Here is a 16,495-nt window from a genome sequence, read left to right as displayed (position 1 = left end):
ATCAATGCACTTCCTTTCGCTTCTTGGCCCATTCCATCATGAGCAGCAGCCCGACGGAGAAGGTGACCAGCACCAATGCCACACCATTTGCGGCAGCTACATTAAAATTCTCAACATCCTGGTACACCAGGGTTGTTGCGGTCTGGGTTTTATTCATAATATTACCGGATACCACCAGCACTGCACCGAATTCCCCAAGCGAGCGCGCAACCGTCAAGACTAGACCATACACTACCGCCCAGCGGATCGAAGGCCATGTTACACTCCAGAACGTTCTCCAGCCGTAGGCGCCAAGTGTAGATGCAGCCTCCTCTTGCTGAGAACCGAGTTCCTGGAGGACAGGCATAACCTCTCTGACCATCAGTGGAAAGGTAACAAATAACGTTGCGATCACCATACCTGGGAAGGCATAGACCACATTGAATCCAATCCCTTCAAAAAAAGCGCCCATAATGCTGTTAGGTCCCAACATCAACACAATCATCAAGCCGCCAATGACAGGAGATACGGCATAAGGCAGGTCTACAATGCTGTTCAGCAGCCCTTTTATCCGTTCACTCAGCCAGCCGGCACGAACCAGATACAGAGCCATCATGATGCCAAACAATGTATTTAACAGGGTGACCACCAGGACAACCAGTCCGGTCATCATCAAAGCGTGTAACGCCTCAGGGCGCATCAGCCCTTTCAGGAATCCACCTGCCCCGTCTTCAAATGCGCCAATAAAAATGCGGCCAAGCGGGATGATCAACAGTACAATAAATACCGCAAACGTCAGTCCGATTAACAGTCGTCTCATCGTCTTCTCCCCCGCATCTGCACCAGATTGATCAGCCAGAGGATCAGGAAGGAGAGCGTCAGGAGCAACACGGATACAGCAGCGGCTCCCGTTGGATTATCACTTTCAATCTCCCCGTAGATAAATACGGAAGCGGTCAGTGTTCTTCCCGGAATGTTACCAGCCACCAGCACAACAGCCCCGAATTCAGCCAGTCCTCTCGAGAAAGCCAGCATCCCCCCACTGATCATGCCAGGTGCCATGGACGGCAGAATAACCTGCATGAACGTGCGAGCCTTGGATGCCCCCATCGTATACGAGGCTTCTTCCTCCGAAGGATCAATTTCTTCCAGCAAAGGCTGCACTGCACGGATAACAAACGGAAACGTGACAAAGGTCATCGCGATAACAATGGCGGGCTGGTGAAATACAATCTCAAATCCCATGGATTCTGCCAGTTTCCCGATGGCACTGACCGGACCCAAAAGCAACATAATCATCAAGCCGCCCACCGCTGTTGGCAGTGCAAACGGGAGATCAACCAGACTATTGAGAAACGATCGGCCCACAAAGCGATACCTTGTCAACACCCAGGCGATCATCGTGCCCAAAACCACATTAATCAGCGTGGCAATCACGGCCAGCCGAATAGTCAGCAGTACGGCTTTCCACGCGATGGGGTCCATAATGCTCTGAACAAAGTTGCTCCATCCTTCGGAGAAGGAATTGACGTACACACCGATGATTGGAAGTACAATAAGTACGATAAAATATAACAATACGGTACTGCGAAATCCCCAAGTCCATCCCTTATGACGAAGAACGGTATTCATTGCTGCGTTCCCTCCCAGCCTCCGGCTTTAACTCCGGTCGGCAGTCTTCCTGACTTCAATGCGACATTTTTCCTAAGTTGGATGATATTACTTTAATATTATTCCCATTAGTCTACTTGGTTTTGCTTTTCTGATACTTTACCAGTTTGCAGTGCTAATCGTCAATGCTTTTATTGAATATAATTGGGCCACATATGAGATTAATTAATAAAATCACTTCAGGTTATTTCTGTACTCTCCGTTATGATGCGATTTACTTTTTTCACCTTACATATGTGGTTTGTTTGGTATGTAGTGGTTAAGGTACAATCGAGGGTAAGAACAGAGATGATAAGGAGTGATCTAACATGTTATATACGAAGAATATATCCACTTCCACACGAGATGAAATGAAGGATATCACATGGGACGTAAAGCAGGTTGTCCAGAGTAGTGGCGTCCAGAATGGGACGGTGCTCATTTACTGTCCACATACGACGGCGGGTATCGCCATCAACGAAAATGCAGACCCGGATGTGAAACACGATGTATTGTTGCGCCTGGACGAAGTGTACCCTTGGGAGCATCCCGAGTATCGACATGCCGAAGGTAATACAGCTTCTCACCTCAAATCGATCACAACGGGGCCATCACAGACGGTGATTATTCATGAAGGCAGATTGCTGCTTGGCCGATGGCAAGGCATTTACTTTTGTGAATTCGATGGACCACGTGAGCGGGAGTATTTTCTCAAAATCATGGAAGGTTAGATTCGGCGCAACAGACCTGCCACCTACTCATTCATTTTTGCAAACACAAACAGGCGGTCCACCCTCATTTCGGGTCGGAGCCGCCTGACTTGGTCTGCTGCGCATATTAACTTTCGCGAGATAACGTTATAAAGAATTAAAGTTATGACAAATCACCGCCCTGAAGTGTAGGGGTGCAACAATAGCGCCATTATTGGACGCCAGGCTGCTGACCCAGATTGCGGCACAGCACTTTGACATGAGACAGCGCAGACGATTCAATCTCCACAAACGTTAAACGGTCCTGAATGTAATAAGAAATGAATCCGTGCATAGCCAAAAATAGCGTACGCGGTACCCTTTGAATATCCTCTTCCGTACAGTTCTCTTCATTCATATACTGCCTTATAATCGATGCAAACAATTCGAAGCAACGTCCCTGTTCGGTACGACAATAAGACAATAGTTCTTCGTCCCTGATCATAAACATGATTTCGTATTGATAGGGGTTCTCCAGACCAAAGCGAATAAACTCCATCATAATGTGCTCTACCTTGCTCACATCATCACGAACCGGCCTGACCATGGCTTGCAGCAGTAAATGCCCCAGATGATTAAAATCTTCAACCACGATGGCATAGAACAGCTCTGCCTTTTCCTTAAAGTGATAATACAGCGACCCATGACTATAGCCCAGATGCTGGCCGATGCTTCGCATCGAAATGGCGCGGTATCCTTTGGTAATAAAAAGGTGCCTCGCCGCCTCCAGTATCCGCTCCCTCGACAACTCCTGTTCGACTGCTCTTCTAGCCATATATTTTATTCCCCTTCAATAAAATAAAGCCGCTGTCCCTCCGTGATCCGGGATTGCCCTTGCGTCAAATCCGTGATCCAGGCTATAAAAGCCTCGGTTTCACTATCCGGCGGAAGACAAGTCAACGTAACCTTATCGGTGAATCCAGTTTCACCTGTACGGACTTCCCGGCTTCTTAACTCATTTTCCACTTTACCCAGCCACGTATAATCGAGTTCAACAAACACTTCACGATGCAGCACGTTGGTAATGGCTTCTCCGGCTTCAATGGCTGCTACAGCTCCATCCGTATAAGCACGAATTAACCCGCCAGCTCCAAGCATAATTCCCCCGAAGTATCGCGTAACCACAATTGCCACATTTGTTAATTTCTGATTTTTGATTACTTCAAGAATAGGTTTCCCTGCTGTTCCGCTAGGTTCCCCGTCATCGGATTGCTTCTGGATCTCGTCCCGCTCCCCAATCATGTATGCAGAGCAGTTATGAGTTGCATTCCAATGTTTTTTCTTGATCTCATCGATGAAGGCAACAGCCTCTTCCTCTGTCGTGACCGGCATAATATGACCGATAAATCGCGACTTCTTGATTACAATTTCCAGATTGCCCGGTCCTCGAACCGTGCGATAACGTTCAATCATCCTAAATCCAACTTTCTGATCTTTTCCTGAGTCCATTTTACAAGAAAGCAGTTCACCGCGCGAACGCGGACGAACTGCCCTGGTTATCTATATCCGGGAACCCTGCCTTTTACACGAACAATGATTCCCGGTTAGATTTACATTACCTTATTCAACTATATGAGCAGACCGATGAATTATTCGGAAAGTCTCGCTTCAAGCGCTGCTTTCTCTTCTTCAAAGCCTGGTTTGCCCAGCAATGCGAACATATTTTTCTTGTAAGCTTCCACGCCTGGTTGGTCAAATGGATTGACGCCCAGCAGGTAGCCACTGATACCGCATGCTTTTTCAAAGAAGTATACCAGATATCCGAAAGAATATGGAGTCATATCTGGAATGTTCACAATCAGGTTTGGTACTTGACCATCCGTATGTGCAAGCAGTGTTCCCTGGAACGCTTTTTTGTTAACAAAGTCCATGGTTTTGCCTTCAAGGAAATTCAAACCATCGAGATCGTCCGGATCGGATTTGATCGAGATATGCTCTGCAACTTCAGTAACCTGGATAACAGTTTCGAAAATATTCCGGCTACCTTCCTGAATGAATTGACCCATGGAGTGCAAGTCTGTAGAGAAATCAACAGATGCAGGATAGATCCCTTTGTAGTCTTTACCTTCACTCTCTCCAAACAGTTGTTTCCACCACTCGGATACGAAGTGCAGGGATGGCTCATAGTTTACAAGGATCTCAGTTCCTTTGCCTTTGCGATACAATGCGTTACGAACTGCAGCATATTGATATGCTTCATTCTCAGCTACGTTCGGGTTGCTGTATTCTTTGGATGCATCAGCTGCACCTTGCATCATTTCTTCGATGCTGATACCCGCTGCTGCGATTGGCAGCAAACCTACAGCTGTCAGAACGGAGTAACGTCCACCTACATCATCAGGGATAATGAAAGATTCGTATCCTTCTGCATTTGCCAGCTCTTTCAGTGCACCACGTGCTTTGTCTGTTGTAGCATAGATGCGTTTGCGAGCTTCTTCTTTACCATATTTCTCTTCCAGTGCTGCACGGAAGATACGGAAAGCAATTGCCGGCTCTGTTGTTGTACCGGATTTGGAGATGACGTTAACGGAGAAATCTTTACCTTCAACCAGATCCAGCAAATGAGTTACATATGTGGAACTGATATTGTTTCCTGCAAAATAGATTTCAGGCGTTTTGCGTTTGTCTTTTGGCAGATTGTTATAGAAAGAGTGAGTCAGCATTTCGATCGCTGCACGTGCACCCAGGTATGATCCACCGATACCGATAACGATCAGTACTTCGGAGTCGCTTTGGATTTTGGCAGCCGCTTTTTGAATGCGAGCGAACTCTTCTTTGTCATAAGCCGTTGGCAGGTCAATCCAGCCCAGATAATCGGAGCCTGTTCCTGTTCCGTTGTGAAGCTGCTCATGAGCCAGACGAATCGGTTCAGCGAAATAGTCCACTTCGTGCTGATTTACAAATTGCAATGCCGTGCTATAGTCAAATGTCACTTTTTTTGCCATGATCTCAAAAACCTCCTGATTTCGGTTATAGTGCGTGTTCAAACTTTGTAATCAAAAGCGGACTTTTTGAACAACCTCTTATATTATGTCCGTATTCCATTCTAAACAACTTGCCTTAAGGATACTTCAAATCCACGGGGCTGACAAGCTTGCAGCTCGAACTTTGTCGTTAGAATTCAAGAAGCAAAAAGGGTAAACCGAATCCGCGGGTTGCGGTTCTGCTTACCCTTCTTATGTTATTCCGCCGGGTACGAGCAGACGTAGTCAGTAACGCTGCGTATCTCCAGTTTAAATTTGGATTCGGCAGGCACGTGGAACGTAGCTTGACCTTGAATCTCTTGCCACTCTTCTTCTCCGGGAAGCAATACTTTCAGATCTCCGGACAGAATCTCCATAATTTCACGGGAATCCGTACCGAACTCATAACTGCCTGGAAGCATGATGCCCAGAGTCACTTTGCTGCCATCCCCCAAAATAACCGTTCTGCTGGTTACCTGACCATCATAATAAATGTTGGCCTCTTTCACTACACTGACTTGATCGAATTGTGACATGCGTACCCGCTCCCCTGAAGTTAATGAAAACAAAAGGCAAAACAGATCAGGGCGATAACGAATCACCGCCCATCTCTGCGGAAATAACTTACTGCCATGGATCAGGACAACATGACGCCCTCCCAACCATAGCAGCGCTTATGAAGCTATTACAGCAATGCTTTTACGCGGCTAACCACGTTATCCACTGTAAAGCCATACTCTTGGATAACACGGTCGCCAGGCGCGGAAGCACCAAATGTGCTGATTCCGAGAATGTCACCTTGATCTCCAACATATTTCTCCCAGCCCATTGGATAAGCCATTTCAATCGCAAGACGAGCTTTAACATCCGGAAGAAGAACAGACTCTTTGTAAGCTTTATCTTGTTTCTCGAACAGATCCCAACTTGGCATGCTGATTACGCGAACTTGGATGCCTTGTTCTGCAAGTGCTGCTTGAGCTTTAACAGCCAATTGCACTTCAGAACCTGTAGCGATAATTTGTGCTACCGCTTTGCCATCTTTTGCATCAGAGACAACATAAGCACCACGTTTCACGTTCTCACGTGAACCTTCAACGGTACCTTCCAGGATCGGCAGGTTTTGACGAGTGAGTACGAGTGCAACCGGGTTGCTCTTGTTCTCAAGCGCGTAAGCCCAAGCAGCCGAAGTTTCATTACCATCAGCCGGACGAATAACCGTCAGGTTAGGAATGATACGCAGGGATGCCAGTTGCTCGATCGGTTCGTGCGTAGGACCATCTTCACCAACAGCGATACTGTCATGAGTCAGAACATACGTTACAGGCAATCCCATCAGGGCAGCCAGACGAACAGCCGGACGCAGGTAATCGGTAAATACGAAGAACGTACCTCCGAATACTTTCACACCACTGTGCAGTGCCATACCGTTCATTGCTCCAGCCATACCGAATTCACGGATACCGAAGTAGATGTTACGGCCGGAGTAATCTTCAGGTGTGAAGTTCTCCAGGTTGTTCAAGTGAGTCATTGTGGAGCTTTCCAAGTCAGCAGACCCGCCTGTCAGTTGTGGCACGTTGTGCGCCAGACCGTTCAGAGCGTTACCGGATGCTACACGAGTGGAAAGAGCTTTGTCTGTTGCTGCATATTTAGGAAGATCACGGTCCCAACCTTCTGGAAGGTCGCCGTTAATCGCTGTTTCGAATTGAGCAGCCAGCTCAGGGAAGGCTTTTTTGTACTCGGCAAATTTCTCGTCCCAAGCTTTGTTAGCAGAGATACCACGATCTTTCACTTGTGCAAAGTGATCGCGAACTTCAGCTGGTACGTGGAAGTTTTCTTCGTAAACCCATTTGTAATACTCTTTAGTCAATTTGGCTTCGTCTGCACCCAGTGGAGATCCGTGAGTACCGCCGTGGCCGCCTTTACCTTGTTTGTTCGGGCTACCATAACCGATAACCGTTTTAACTTCGATCAGTGTAGGACGCAGTGTATCTGCTTGACCTTCCTGAATTGCTTTTTCGATTGCAGGCAGATCGTTACCATCTTCAACGCGCAGCACTTGCCAGCCATAAGCTTCAAAACGCTTCGCGATGCTTTCGGAAGAAGACAGATCCAATTTACCATCCAACGTGATGTCATTGGAGTCGAACAACATGATCAGTTTGCCCAGGTGCAAACGTCCAGCCAGGGAAGCTGATTCATGAGATACGCCTTCCATCAAGTCACCATCACCACAGATTGCGTAAGTGTAGTGGTCAACTACGTTGAATTTGTCTTTATTGTATGTTGCGCCCAGTTGAGCTTCAGCCATCGCCATACCTACAGCCATTGCAATACCTTGACCCAGTGGGCCGGTTGTTGCATCAACACCTGCAGTATGTCCGAATTCCGGGTGACCCGGAGTTTTGCTTCCCCATTGACGGAACTGTTTCAGTTCTTCCATTGGAAGATCATATCCGCTCAGGTGCAGCAAGCTGTACAACAACATGGAGCCATGTCCTGCAGACAGGACAAAACGGTCCCGGTTAACCCAAGTTGGGTGGTCCGGGTTATGAGTCATCGTTTTTGCAAAAAGTTGGTACCCCATTGGAGCGGAGCCCATAGGCATACCCGGATGTCCGGAATTTGCCTTCTCAATTGCATCAATCGCCAAAGTACGTACGGTAGTAATCGACAGGTTGTCGATTGTAGTGTTCTCGTCCTTTTGAATCGCTTCGTTCTTGTCAGTCATGGTTTGTCCTCCTCATGTCTTTAGATAAGTCGGGTGCGCAAGCGAATCCCTCTCATCATACAAGCAAACCGAATTTCACAATAAGTGAATCCGCTTGAGTGTTTCATTTTGACTTATTCACTTTTGTATTGTATCACTTGGCGTGAAGCTTTTCCATAACCTTCTTTTAGAAGTTCGTGAAAAATCGGTGGTTTGTGATGAATAATCCTTGGCCTATCAAGCAAAAATCGTACTGTACAAGGTACTAAATTCCAAAAGCAGACTTAAGGAGCCTCGCAAATCCATCGCATGAAGTATAACCTTTTACCTGAAAACCATGCATTTTTTAGATATTCATCCTCAATTCACATATAATGTTCCTTAATATGGATTACGAAATTCGGGCTGTAGTTTACTTCTCAAATGTACATGCGTCAATCATAGGAGGTCTCGATCATGCCAGATCCTGCTGCTCACCCATCCCCATCCGTAAAACATTCATTACCCTGGATATCCGGTATTTTAACGGGAATTCTCTCGGGAGTTGTCCTGGGATTTTTCCTCAAAATGATTCAGGCCAACACTGGTGAACAAGTATATACTCTGCTGCTGAATATTGATTTTGTGCCTGGTCTTCCGGCAACCTTACCCGAATTCATTGAATTTGCTTTGCATCTCATCGTGTCCGTTGTCATCGGTATCTTCTATCTGTGGTGGGTAAGGCATTCAGGCTGCCCTATGAACAAAGGAATTTTACTTGGTGCAGTCTCGTCCCTGCTCTATATCCCACTCTCTCAATTGTCATCACGTGTGCCAGACCTGTACGATGTGTCCGCCATCATCTACTGGATTGTAGGACATCTGCTATTCGGTATTGTGCTTGGCTTGTGCGGAAAGTATGTGTATACAAAAAAAGCGACTCCCGCTTCGTAAACGAATTGGGGTCGCTTTTTTGTTAGTCTATTACGTGGTTCCGAATCAACCTTGCACAGTATTAAAGCGTGAGCTTAAAATACAACGGTTTTATTTTCATGAACAAGAACACGGTCTTCGACATGCCATTTCACTGCACGTGCGAGCACAACACGCTCAATGGTACGTCCAATACGCTTCAGCTCGGTTACATCGTCCCCGTGGCTTACACGCTGCACATCCTGTTCAATAATCGGACCGCCATCCAGTTCTTCCGTAACATAGTGCGCTGTCGCACCAATGATTTTAACACCACGGTTGTACGCCTGCGCATACGGTTTACCACCAACAAAGGCTGGCAGGAACGAATGGTGAATATTAATGATTCGATTGCGGTAATGCTCAATGAACATCGGAGAGATAATCTGCATGTAACGAGCCAGAATGATCACATCCACATCGTTGCCGATGACGTCCAGTTGGCGCTGTTCCGCTTCTTTTTTCGTATCTGCTGTAACTGGGATATGATGATATGGAATGCCAAATGATTCTACATAATCCTTCATGTCCAGATGGTTGCTGACCACAAGCGCAATATCTGCATCCAGGTCGCCTGCCTGCCATTGCCACAACAATTCAACCAGACAGTGATCTTCTTTGGATACAAAGATAGCCAGTTTCTTCTTGCGGCTAACCGCAGATAACGTCCATTCCATCTGGAAACGGCTTGCTACTTCTGCAAAATCGGCTTCCAGTTTCGGCAAATTGACCAACAATTGCGGAAGATCAAACTCAATTCGCATAAAGAACATGCCGCCAGCAGGGTCCATTGTATATTGGTCCGACTGAACAATGTTTGCACCATGCTGGTGCAGGAAGTGAGAAACGGCAGCTACAATTCCTGGACCATCCGGACAGGAAATAAGCATGCGCGCACGATCAGCGCGGTTTTTAGAATCAGGGCGTACTTGTTTAGCGTGGATCTCCATCGGGTTATTCTTCCTCCTTCAATTAAGCCATGACCTGCGGGGTTAACCCGCAAGCCATGCAATCAAGCGATGATTCAGTTGTTCTTCATTCAAATGCGGGAACAAAGCAGCTTCAGTCACCATGTCATAGAGGCGTTCCAGCGGTTCGCGCGGATCTGCCTTTTTGGCTTTGGCATCATTTTTGAGCAACGTCCACACATCCAGAATATACGAACGAGACTCAATCTCTTTACCTTTGAAAAAGTGTTGCAACTGTTCTACTTCTGTCAGGAAATCCTGGCCGAATCGACCGGCAACATCCCCACGAAGCAGCGCAATCTCCACCTCATACATTGGACGCTGTGTCTTGGCCTCTTTACCAATCCAAGGTGTCTCCAGAATAAATGGACGTCCTTGAAGCTTCTCATGGTTGACGATGCGGTTAATCGCCTCAAACCCGATCCAGCCAGAACCAATTGGTGTATGACGGTCCTTATGCGCACCCACAGCATTCTTACTATCATTAATATGCATTACGGCAATGCGGTCAAGTCCTACCGTACGATCGAATTGTTCCAGTACACCGTCAAAATCATTAACGATATCATATCCGGCATCATGAATGTGGCATGTATCCATACACACAGTCAGGCGCTCGTTATACGTTACTTTCTCAATGATCTGGGCGATCTCTTCGAAACTGCGCCCCATCTCCGTACCTTTGCCAGCCATGGTCTCCAGAGCGATGTTCACATCCGTCTCTTTCACACCCTCCAGCACTTCATTCAACCCTTCTGCGATCCGTCCGATCCCATAGTGGGCATCTTTGTCTGTAAATGCGCCGGGATGTAATACGATGTTTTTCACACCAATGGCATGTGTCCGACGAATCTCTTCCTGAAGGAAATCTACAGCAAGTCTAAACGTGTTATCTTTGTATGAGCCAAGATTAACAATGTACGGTGCATGGACAACGATATCTTCCATTCCACCCTCTTGCATGGCTACCTTGCCTTCTTCAATATACATGGACTCAATTGGCTTGCGACGTGTATTCTGTGGTGCACCCGTATATATCATAAACGAACTGGAACCGTACGAGGACGCTTCCTTCGTTGCACTCAATAATCCCTTGTCCGAAAAGGACACGTGGGAGCCGATTTTCAGCATTATTGATCCCCCTTAATCTGAATTATCCCTTATTCTAACGCGATTATCGAAATAAATCTAGAAATGCGCTATAATTCGGGATAGAGGCTATTTTTTACAGCTAATATGTGGAACATGGTGGGCGGAATCCGTCTTTCCGTGAAAATCAATGAACCGAGGTGATTCCGCAATGATTTTCGACTCCTACGCGATGATACTGACCAGCTATTCCCCCAGCAATTGGTTTATGAATACGATCGCATTCTGGACTTTTTTATTGCTTGGGAGCATGTGTATCGGTGGATTTTTTATGATGCGCAAGTTTTTGAAAGTGCTACCAAAAGCAGACGGAAAGTCCAAACTGGATTGGCAGAATTATTGGGTTGAAGCCAGCCGTCATTTATGGACAGATGAAGCCAAAGCTTTTTTGGATCAACTAGTGGAGCCTGTGCCCGGGCCATTTCGTGACATCGCCAAACATTCCATTGCAGCAGAGATCGGTAAGATTGCAGTTGAAGACAATGCCACGGAAGTATCGAGAGATCATTGCATCAAAGGATACATTATTGCCACACCGAAGCGGGATAATAAGTTTTTGGTAAAATTTTTGGAGAAAAACAAAATCGATTATTCCCCTTATCAACATTTGATTAAATAAAATAAAAGATGAGTTAAGTGGCATATAGATTTGGTTAATTAGATACAGATATGCTCCGTCAGGTAAGTTGTTCCCAACAGGCATTGCTTACCGTACGGGGCTGTTTGTCGATCCAACGGTATGTATCAGCGCAGTGAACTTACAGAGAGGATGTTTGATATGAAAATTGCCATTTGTGGAGGTACCGGATTTGTAGGAGGAGCACTTGTAGATTACTGGCTGCAAGCCGGGCACCATGTGAAAGTTATTACACGAAAACTGCCTGACTTGCATAATCCAAGTAAAAATCTTACATATATATCGTGGGAACAAGTCGAAGAACAACCTCACTTGCTGGAAGGTATGGACGCTCTCGTTAACCTTGCCGGAGAAACGCTGAATCAACGATGGACAACCAAGGCGAAGCTGGAGATTGTTGAATCCAGAGTCACGACCGTAGCGCGGGTAGCCCGATTGGTGGAATCCCTGGAACAAAAGCCGGAAGTCGTCGTTCAGGCTTCTGCCATGGCCATCTATGGAACCTCTCCTAACGAAACCTTTGACGAAAGCAGTCCGCAAAAATCAATGAATTTCCCGTCCCGGGTCTCGGAACAATGGGAAGTTGCTGCAGATGCAATCAAAAATGTAAGACTCGTCAAAATCCGGGTAAGTCTGGTTCTTGGACATAAAAGAGGTGCTTTTCCATTGATGAAACTTCCTTATATGCTGGGTGTTGGTGGCAAGATCGGCAGTGGCAAGCAATGGACTAGCTGGATTCACATTATGGATATCGTAAGACTCATTGATTTTAGCATTCAAAATAAACAAGTGTCAGGTCCGGTCAATGCTTCCTCACCGAACCCTGTCACCAATGATGAATTCGGTCGTACAGTCGGTAAAGTGTACCATCGCCCTCACTGGTTCCCCGTACCCAGCTTCCTGATTAAAACCTTGGTCGGCGAACTATCTGTTGTCGTGCTTCAAGGGCAGAGAGTCATTCCGCAAAAAGCTCTCGACCACGGATTCCAGTTCACCTTCCCAACCTTAACCCAGGCACTGGAAGATCTGAAACACCGTGGCTTATCTGACTGATTGAACTATGCCTTATCCAACCGACCGATAAGTGTAGACTGATTCCGCAAGTGTAAATGTGTCTCCATCCGCCAATGGATACTCCTTATACGGAGCAAGAATATTGCCCTGAAGAATGGTTCCATTGACGGAACCCAGATCCTTAATCACATAGCCCGATTTGTTCCGGCTCAATTCCACATGAGCACGGGACACGCCGGTCGCTGTGTCCACCCACTGAACCATGTCTGCTGATCTTCCGATGACAAAAGATGCTCCCTGCACATCCATCCGTTCATGTTGGTCACTGCTTCCCGATCTTCTTTCAAGATAATAAGACGCCATCACCTCGCCTGCCCCTGTAGCATTACCTCCACTCAGATTCTGCAAATTCACGGTTGCCTCCGCAACTGCATCCTGACGAATTAGCTCTGAGGTTGAAGCTACCGTTTCCACATGGCGCTGAACGAACGGTGGTTCGGAGTGTTCAGGTATCATATGCAAATTTTGAAAACGGGAATGCTCGCTACCACCTTCTGAGGCGGATGCAACCATTTGGTTTATGCGTTCCGCTGGCCTTTCAGCTGTATTCCAGCGCCAACTCTCCTGAAATTGCTCCTCTTCATCTTCCATTTGCTTGCCTTTGTTCTTACCTAAATTGAATGAAAAAGACCGCTTATTCTCTGAGTCATTATGAGGGCTTCCCTTGCGCTTCCACGTCCATCCTGCTACACCAAGCAAGCCAAGGCTGAGTACCATGCTCAGGATCATCTGTGTCTGTCCCGGTTGCTCCATGTAAATAAATCTCCATACCAATGCCATGGCAACCATGCAGCCCAATATGATATAGGTTACTTTGGAAGATCCAGGCTTCTCCTCCACTTCCATATCAACACGCTCTAGCGAATCATACGAGTTACTTCCTCTCTTATCCATACCGTTTGAACTCTCTAATGGAAATTGCTCAGGTGAGCGCCTGCCTGGGAAGGTTCGAGATCTCACCGGAATGTCTTCAACCTCGAATTCACTTGTTTTCTGCGGCAGTCGGAAATTTAGTTGCGGCCCCACAGGAGTATTTTGAACGGGAGCACCGGGTTGATATGGCCGAGAAGTACCAGCGGCTAGCCTGCTATCTCGCTCAGAAATCGACGAATGAGGATCACCTCTTGAATCATTGGGTGTGTCCAAAGTTCTGGACGAGAGAAATGCTGCGCCTCCTCCATTCTCTTGCTCGTCAGCGTATAACTCCAGCAAAAGCTCGCGCAACTGTCTGATATCCCAGCGTTCGTTGTCACATAACTGCAGAACACGCTGAATGCCTTCTCCCTGCAGTTCCTGTACATGTGCCATCAGCCTGATCACCAGCTCACGGAATTGCTGAGGCGTTGGATCAACTTCAACCGTATCCATGATTGGTACATATACCATCCCAAGCTCACCCTGTTCGAATGAACCGTTGATGAACAAGTACTCTTCCTGGATCAATAATTTACGAGGCTCCAGCATATATTGCCGGCATTCCGTGAAGGCATCAGCTAGTTGGAACAACAAACCATACAGAACACGCAATTTGATTTTGCTTGACTTTAACATCTGGGATAACATCTTGTACCCTGATATGTCGTACTGCAAAGTTACATTTCGATCGACTTCCCGTATATGAACAGGAAGAAGTCGCGGAATCTGATTGGAGGACAACATCCCCATCTGTACCCGGCTTAATTCCTCCATTCGTAACCCTTCTGCTTTTTCCAAAACCATGAACGCTCCGCCGTTACGAATAAAATCTCTCGTTAATCCATACATGCCAATCCTCTCTTTCCATTGCTATATAGGATCAACTAAAGAAAGTTACACTGAGTACTTCGATGACGGAACAACCTTCCGATCGCTGTTATCCCCAGATTTCTTGATTCCCTTGGTAAAGGGGAAAATCCGGGGATAATGGCGAAGCATATGCTTCCGATGCAGCTTTCTTTCAGAAAGCTTTTAGCTCCGCTTCTTCAGGTTTTTTCCGTCCTCTCCGTTCTCGTGTAAAAAGTTTAGTTGATATAAGTTGAGTTACAATACACCACACTCTTCCACTCCAATCGCAGTGCTATCTTCGATCACTGTTATCCTAACGTTTTCCAGACTCCTGATATCAAGGGAAAAGTCCTGAGACAAGCACCGTGATAAATCCAGGTAACACCGCCAGCATAAACGGAAACTTCAATGTCTTCTCTTTGTTTACCAGCTTGAGCGAACCGAGCATGAAAAAACCTGCAAGACTACCTGCCATGCCTCGAATTCGTTTCGCTGAATCTTTACGGAATAGAAGTATTACTAGACCAATTGCGCCCGCGTACAAAACGGAGTAAATAATGACATGAATGCCAAAAGTAAGTCCCGTCCATGCACCAATTCCACCAAACAATTTCACATCTCCTGCCCCTACGGCTCCAATCGCATACATCAGAAACAAAATGCCAAAACCTGCTGCAAATCCAGCGGCTGAAAACAAGAAACCATCCCAACCTCCCCATATGATATGGGCCAATACGCCAGCAACAGTCACGGGTAAAGTCAATCGATTTGGAATTTTCATTGAACGAATATCTGTAATAAAAGCTGCAATGACGTATATGCCACAGGCAAAGTAAAACCACTCCACCTCCATCATCCCCTTCCTTATTTTCTGGAGGCCACATTAAACGTAGTCTCCGTCTTGGCACCGTCCCCTGTCTCGACAACAAAACTCCATGTTCCTTCTGTTGTCCGAGTACCAACAAACCAGTTCCATTCAATAATTCCATTCTCATCTGCGGTAGCCCAGCCGATGTGCTTCGCAGAACTTTCACCTGACTTGTAAAATATCGTTAAGTTGGCTGTCGCTCCTGGTTCTACCTTCACCTTGATCGTTGCATTGTTGCCTATGTATGCCGGGTCAGGCTTCGACAGCACCGATGCTGAACCCGCATTATCTCCGTCACCTGCGCTGCCATCTGATCCTTCTCCGGTATCTCCAATCCATACCCGTTCTGCCGCAGCAGCCTGAATCCGTAGCGGTTTACTGAGAAAGGGGACTTTTACCGGCAATTCATAACTCAGTTCAATTCGGAAATATGGATTTGTTTTGTTTTTAAGATCAGGGATGGAGATACCATTCACATGCACACGTTCCATATCCAGTAGAGTTGGTTCAATGAATGGTTGAAGCAGGGGTTTTACCATGGGATCAAGTACGGTTTCCAAGACGGATGTCTTGATCTCCTGTAGTGGCTGTTCACCACTGGCCGCAGCTGAACGTACCCAATCACTTAATGGCTCGGGTAGAGAAGATGCATAACCTTCTGCCCATTCCGTCAGAGATAACTCTGGTATCTTCCAACCCCCTCCAGAACCTTCTTCTCCGGCAGAATCAGAAGGTGTGAATGCAAGGGAAACGGGATATATTTTCGTTGATAACTGCTTCACCGTTTCACCCGCTGTGCTTTGTAACGCTGTGGAGATTAGAGTCATTTGCACTATGAAGATGAGAAACATGATAAAGAACAAGAAGACAGGTAACACTAGTGAGGCTTCCAGAACCATGCTACCCTGTTCCTTTTTCGGAGAACATATCTGCTTTTTGAGAGACTTCAAACGCTGCAATCTGATTATTCTTGTTAAACGAATCTGAAATTGTGCGCTATCTTTTTCGTAATGTTGCTGCTTGTCCATAATCCCTC

16 protein-coding genes are annotated in these 16,495 nt (G+C 46.5%); 4 read left to right on the top strand and 12 right to left on the bottom strand.

Annotated features, from left to right (window positions below; translation table 11 throughout):
- Window position 1: 1 nt before the first annotated feature.
- Together MHI12_RS07105 and cysT are read right to left on the bottom strand one after the other, a co-directional pair.
- Window positions 2-799 carry a sulfate ABC transporter permease subunit gene (locus MHI12_RS07105; RefSeq protein WP_017689977.1) on the bottom strand — a complete coding sequence of 266 codons (798 nt, stop codon included), beginning with the start codon at window positions 797-799 and terminating at the stop codon, window positions 2-4.
- The gene (gene cysT / locus MHI12_RS07100; protein WP_017689978.1) at window positions 796-1,611 is read right to left on the bottom strand and encodes a sulfate ABC transporter permease subunit CysT; all 816 of its coding nucleotides are present in this window, start codon (window positions 1,609-1,611) and stop codon (window positions 796-798) included. Before cysT ends, MHI12_RS07105 begins: the two co-directional genes overlap by 4 nt.
- A gap of 347 nt (window positions 1,612-1,958) precedes the next feature.
- Between cysT and MHI12_RS07095 the strand changes: the two genes are divergently transcribed.
- A complete protein-coding gene (locus MHI12_RS07095) occupies window positions 1,959-2,360 on the top strand; it encodes a secondary thiamine-phosphate synthase enzyme YjbQ (RefSeq protein ID WP_076327247.1) in 402 nt (133 codons plus the stop codon).
- 190 nt (window positions 2,361-2,550) lie between these two features.
- Here the strand turns inward: MHI12_RS07095 and MHI12_RS07090 are convergent, their stop codons facing one another.
- The 5 genes from MHI12_RS07090 to tkt all read right to left on the bottom strand — a co-directional run bounded on the left by MHI12_RS07090 (window position 2,551) and on the right by tkt (window position 8,069).
- Complete coding sequence (locus tag MHI12_RS07090) at window positions 2,551-3,153, bottom strand: TetR/AcrR family transcriptional regulator (protein ID WP_017689980.1); 603 nt, start codon at window positions 3,151-3,153, stop codon at window positions 2,551-2,553.
- A gap of 5 nt (window positions 3,154-3,158) precedes the next feature.
- Window positions 3,159-3,791 (bottom strand): YigZ family protein, encoded by a 633-nt coding sequence (locus MHI12_RS07085; RefSeq protein WP_405171954.1) that lies wholly within the window; start codon window positions 3,789-3,791, stop codon window positions 3,159-3,161.
- Window positions 3,792-3,967: 176 nt separating this feature from the next.
- The gene (locus MHI12_RS07080; RefSeq protein ID WP_017689982.1) at window positions 3,968-5,323 is read right to left on the bottom strand and encodes a glucose-6-phosphate isomerase; all 1,356 of its coding nucleotides are present in this window, start codon (window positions 5,321-5,323) and stop codon (window positions 3,968-3,970) included.
- 236 nt (window positions 5,324-5,559) lie between these two features.
- On the bottom strand, window positions 5,560-5,877 hold the full coding sequence (locus MHI12_RS07075) for a pyrimidine/purine nucleoside phosphorylase (protein ID WP_017689983.1): 318 nt from the start codon (window positions 5,875-5,877) through the stop codon (window positions 5,560-5,562).
- A gap of 149 nt (window positions 5,878-6,026) precedes the next feature.
- Window positions 6,027-8,069, bottom strand: coding sequence for a transketolase (gene tkt, locus MHI12_RS07070; protein WP_036610788.1), 2,043 nt, complete (start codon window positions 8,067-8,069; stop codon window positions 6,027-6,029).
- Window positions 8,070-8,504: 435 nt separating this feature from the next.
- Here tkt and MHI12_RS07065 point away from each other — a divergent pair, with 435 nt between their 5' ends.
- Window positions 8,505-8,981 (top strand): hypothetical protein, encoded by a 477-nt coding sequence (locus MHI12_RS07065; protein ID WP_405171953.1) that lies wholly within the window; start codon window positions 8,505-8,507, stop codon window positions 8,979-8,981.
- Window positions 8,982-9,055: 74 nt separating this feature from the next.
- Here MHI12_RS07065 and purU read toward each other — a convergent pair whose 3' ends face one another.
- Together purU and MHI12_RS07055 are read right to left on the bottom strand one after the other, a co-directional pair.
- On the bottom strand, window positions 9,056-9,949 hold the full coding sequence (purU, locus tag MHI12_RS07060) for a formyltetrahydrofolate deformylase (RefSeq protein ID WP_017689986.1): 894 nt from the start codon (window positions 9,947-9,949) through the stop codon (window positions 9,056-9,058).
- A 42-nt stretch (window positions 9,950-9,991) separates the two neighbouring features.
- Window positions 9,992-11,098 carry a deoxyribonuclease IV gene (locus tag MHI12_RS07055; RefSeq protein ID WP_076209450.1) on the bottom strand — a complete coding sequence of 369 codons (1,107 nt, stop codon included), beginning with the start codon at window positions 11,096-11,098 and terminating at the stop codon, window positions 9,992-9,994.
- Window positions 11,099-11,267: 169 nt separating this feature from the next.
- Here MHI12_RS07055 and MHI12_RS07050 point away from each other — a divergent pair, with 169 nt between their 5' ends.
- A complete protein-coding gene (locus tag MHI12_RS07050) occupies window positions 11,268-11,735 on the top strand; it encodes a DUF2621 domain-containing protein (RefSeq protein ID WP_253506432.1) in 468 nt (155 codons plus the stop codon).
- Window positions 11,736-11,894: 159 nt separating this feature from the next.
- Complete coding sequence (locus MHI12_RS07045; protein ID WP_036610794.1) at window positions 11,895-12,806, top strand: TIGR01777 family oxidoreductase; 912 nt, start codon at window positions 11,895-11,897, stop codon at window positions 12,804-12,806.
- 12 nt (window positions 12,807-12,818) lie between these two features.
- On the opposite strand, the gene MHI12_RS07040 is transcribed toward MHI12_RS07045, so the two are convergent.
- The 3 genes from MHI12_RS07040 to MHI12_RS07030 form a co-directional block, all read right to left on the bottom strand.
- Complete coding sequence (locus MHI12_RS07040) at window positions 12,819-14,591, bottom strand: DUF6382 domain-containing protein (protein WP_405171952.1); 1,773 nt, start codon at window positions 14,589-14,591, stop codon at window positions 12,819-12,821.
- Between the two features lie 337 nt (window positions 14,592-14,928).
- A complete protein-coding gene (locus tag MHI12_RS07035) occupies window positions 14,929-15,444 on the bottom strand; it encodes a prepilin peptidase (RefSeq protein WP_405172949.1) in 516 nt (171 codons plus the stop codon).
- 11 nt (window positions 15,445-15,455) lie between these two features.
- Window positions 15,456-16,487 (bottom strand): pilus assembly protein, encoded by a 1,032-nt coding sequence (locus MHI12_RS07030; protein WP_341010056.1) that lies wholly within the window; start codon window positions 16,485-16,487, stop codon window positions 15,456-15,458.
- Between the last annotated feature and the right edge of the window lie 8 nt (window positions 16,488-16,495).

Source organism: Paenibacillus sp. FSL H8-0280 (genome assembly GCF_045040665.1).
Taxonomy (GTDB): Bacteria; Bacillota; Bacilli; order Paenibacillales; family Paenibacillaceae; genus Paenibacillus; species Paenibacillus xylanexedens_A.
Note: the sequence above shows the minus strand (reverse complement) of the source record. Positions and strands in the feature narration are given on the sequence as shown.

Coding starts and splice junctions, on each gene's coding strand:
- MHI12_RS07105 (WP_017689977.1), bottom strand. CDS start 799: ATGAGACGACTGTTAATCGGACTGACGTTTGCGGTATTTATTGTACTG.
- cysT (WP_017689978.1), bottom strand. CDS start 1,611: ATGAATACCGTTCTTCGTCATAAGGGATGGACTTGGGGATTTCGCAGT.
- MHI12_RS07095 (WP_076327247.1), top strand. CDS start 1,959: ATGTTATATACGAAGAATATATCCACTTCCACACGAGATGAAATGAAG.
- MHI12_RS07090 (WP_017689980.1), bottom strand. CDS start 3,153: ATGGCTAGAAGAGCAGTCGAACAGGAGTTGTCGAGGGAGCGGATACTG.
- MHI12_RS07085 (WP_405171954.1), bottom strand. CDS start 3,791: ATGATTGAACGTTATCGCACGGTTCGAGGACCGGGCAATCTGGAAATT.
- MHI12_RS07080 (WP_017689982.1), bottom strand. CDS start 5,323: ATGGCAAAAAAAGTGACATTTGACTATAGCACGGCATTGCAATTTGTA.
- MHI12_RS07075 (WP_017689983.1), bottom strand. CDS start 5,877: ATGTCACAATTCGATCAAGTCAGTGTAGTGAAAGAGGCCAACATTTAT.
- tkt (WP_036610788.1), bottom strand. CDS start 8,069: ATGACTGACAAGAACGAAGCGATTCAAAAGGACGAGAACACTACAATC.
- MHI12_RS07065 (WP_405171953.1), top strand. CDS start 8,505: ATGCCAGATCCTGCTGCTCACCCATCCCCATCCGTAAAACATTCATTA.
- purU (WP_017689986.1), bottom strand. CDS start 9,949: ATGGAGATCCACGCTAAACAAGTACGCCCTGATTCTAAAAACCGCGCT.
- MHI12_RS07055 (WP_076209450.1), bottom strand. CDS start 11,098: ATGCTGAAAATCGGCTCCCACGTGTCCTTTTCGGACAAGGGATTATTG.
- MHI12_RS07050 (WP_253506432.1), top strand. CDS start 11,268: ATGATTTTCGACTCCTACGCGATGATACTGACCAGCTATTCCCCCAGC.
- MHI12_RS07045 (WP_036610794.1), top strand. CDS start 11,895: ATGAAAATTGCCATTTGTGGAGGTACCGGATTTGTAGGAGGAGCACTT.
- MHI12_RS07040 (WP_405171952.1), bottom strand. CDS start 14,591: ATGTATGGATTAACGAGAGATTTTATTCGTAACGGCGGAGCGTTCATG.
- MHI12_RS07035 (WP_405172949.1), bottom strand. CDS start 15,444: ATGGAGGTGGAGTGGTTTTACTTTGCCTGTGGCATATACGTCATTGCA.
- MHI12_RS07030 (WP_341010056.1), bottom strand. CDS start 16,487: ATGGACAAGCAGCAACATTACGAAAAAGATAGCGCACAATTTCAGATT.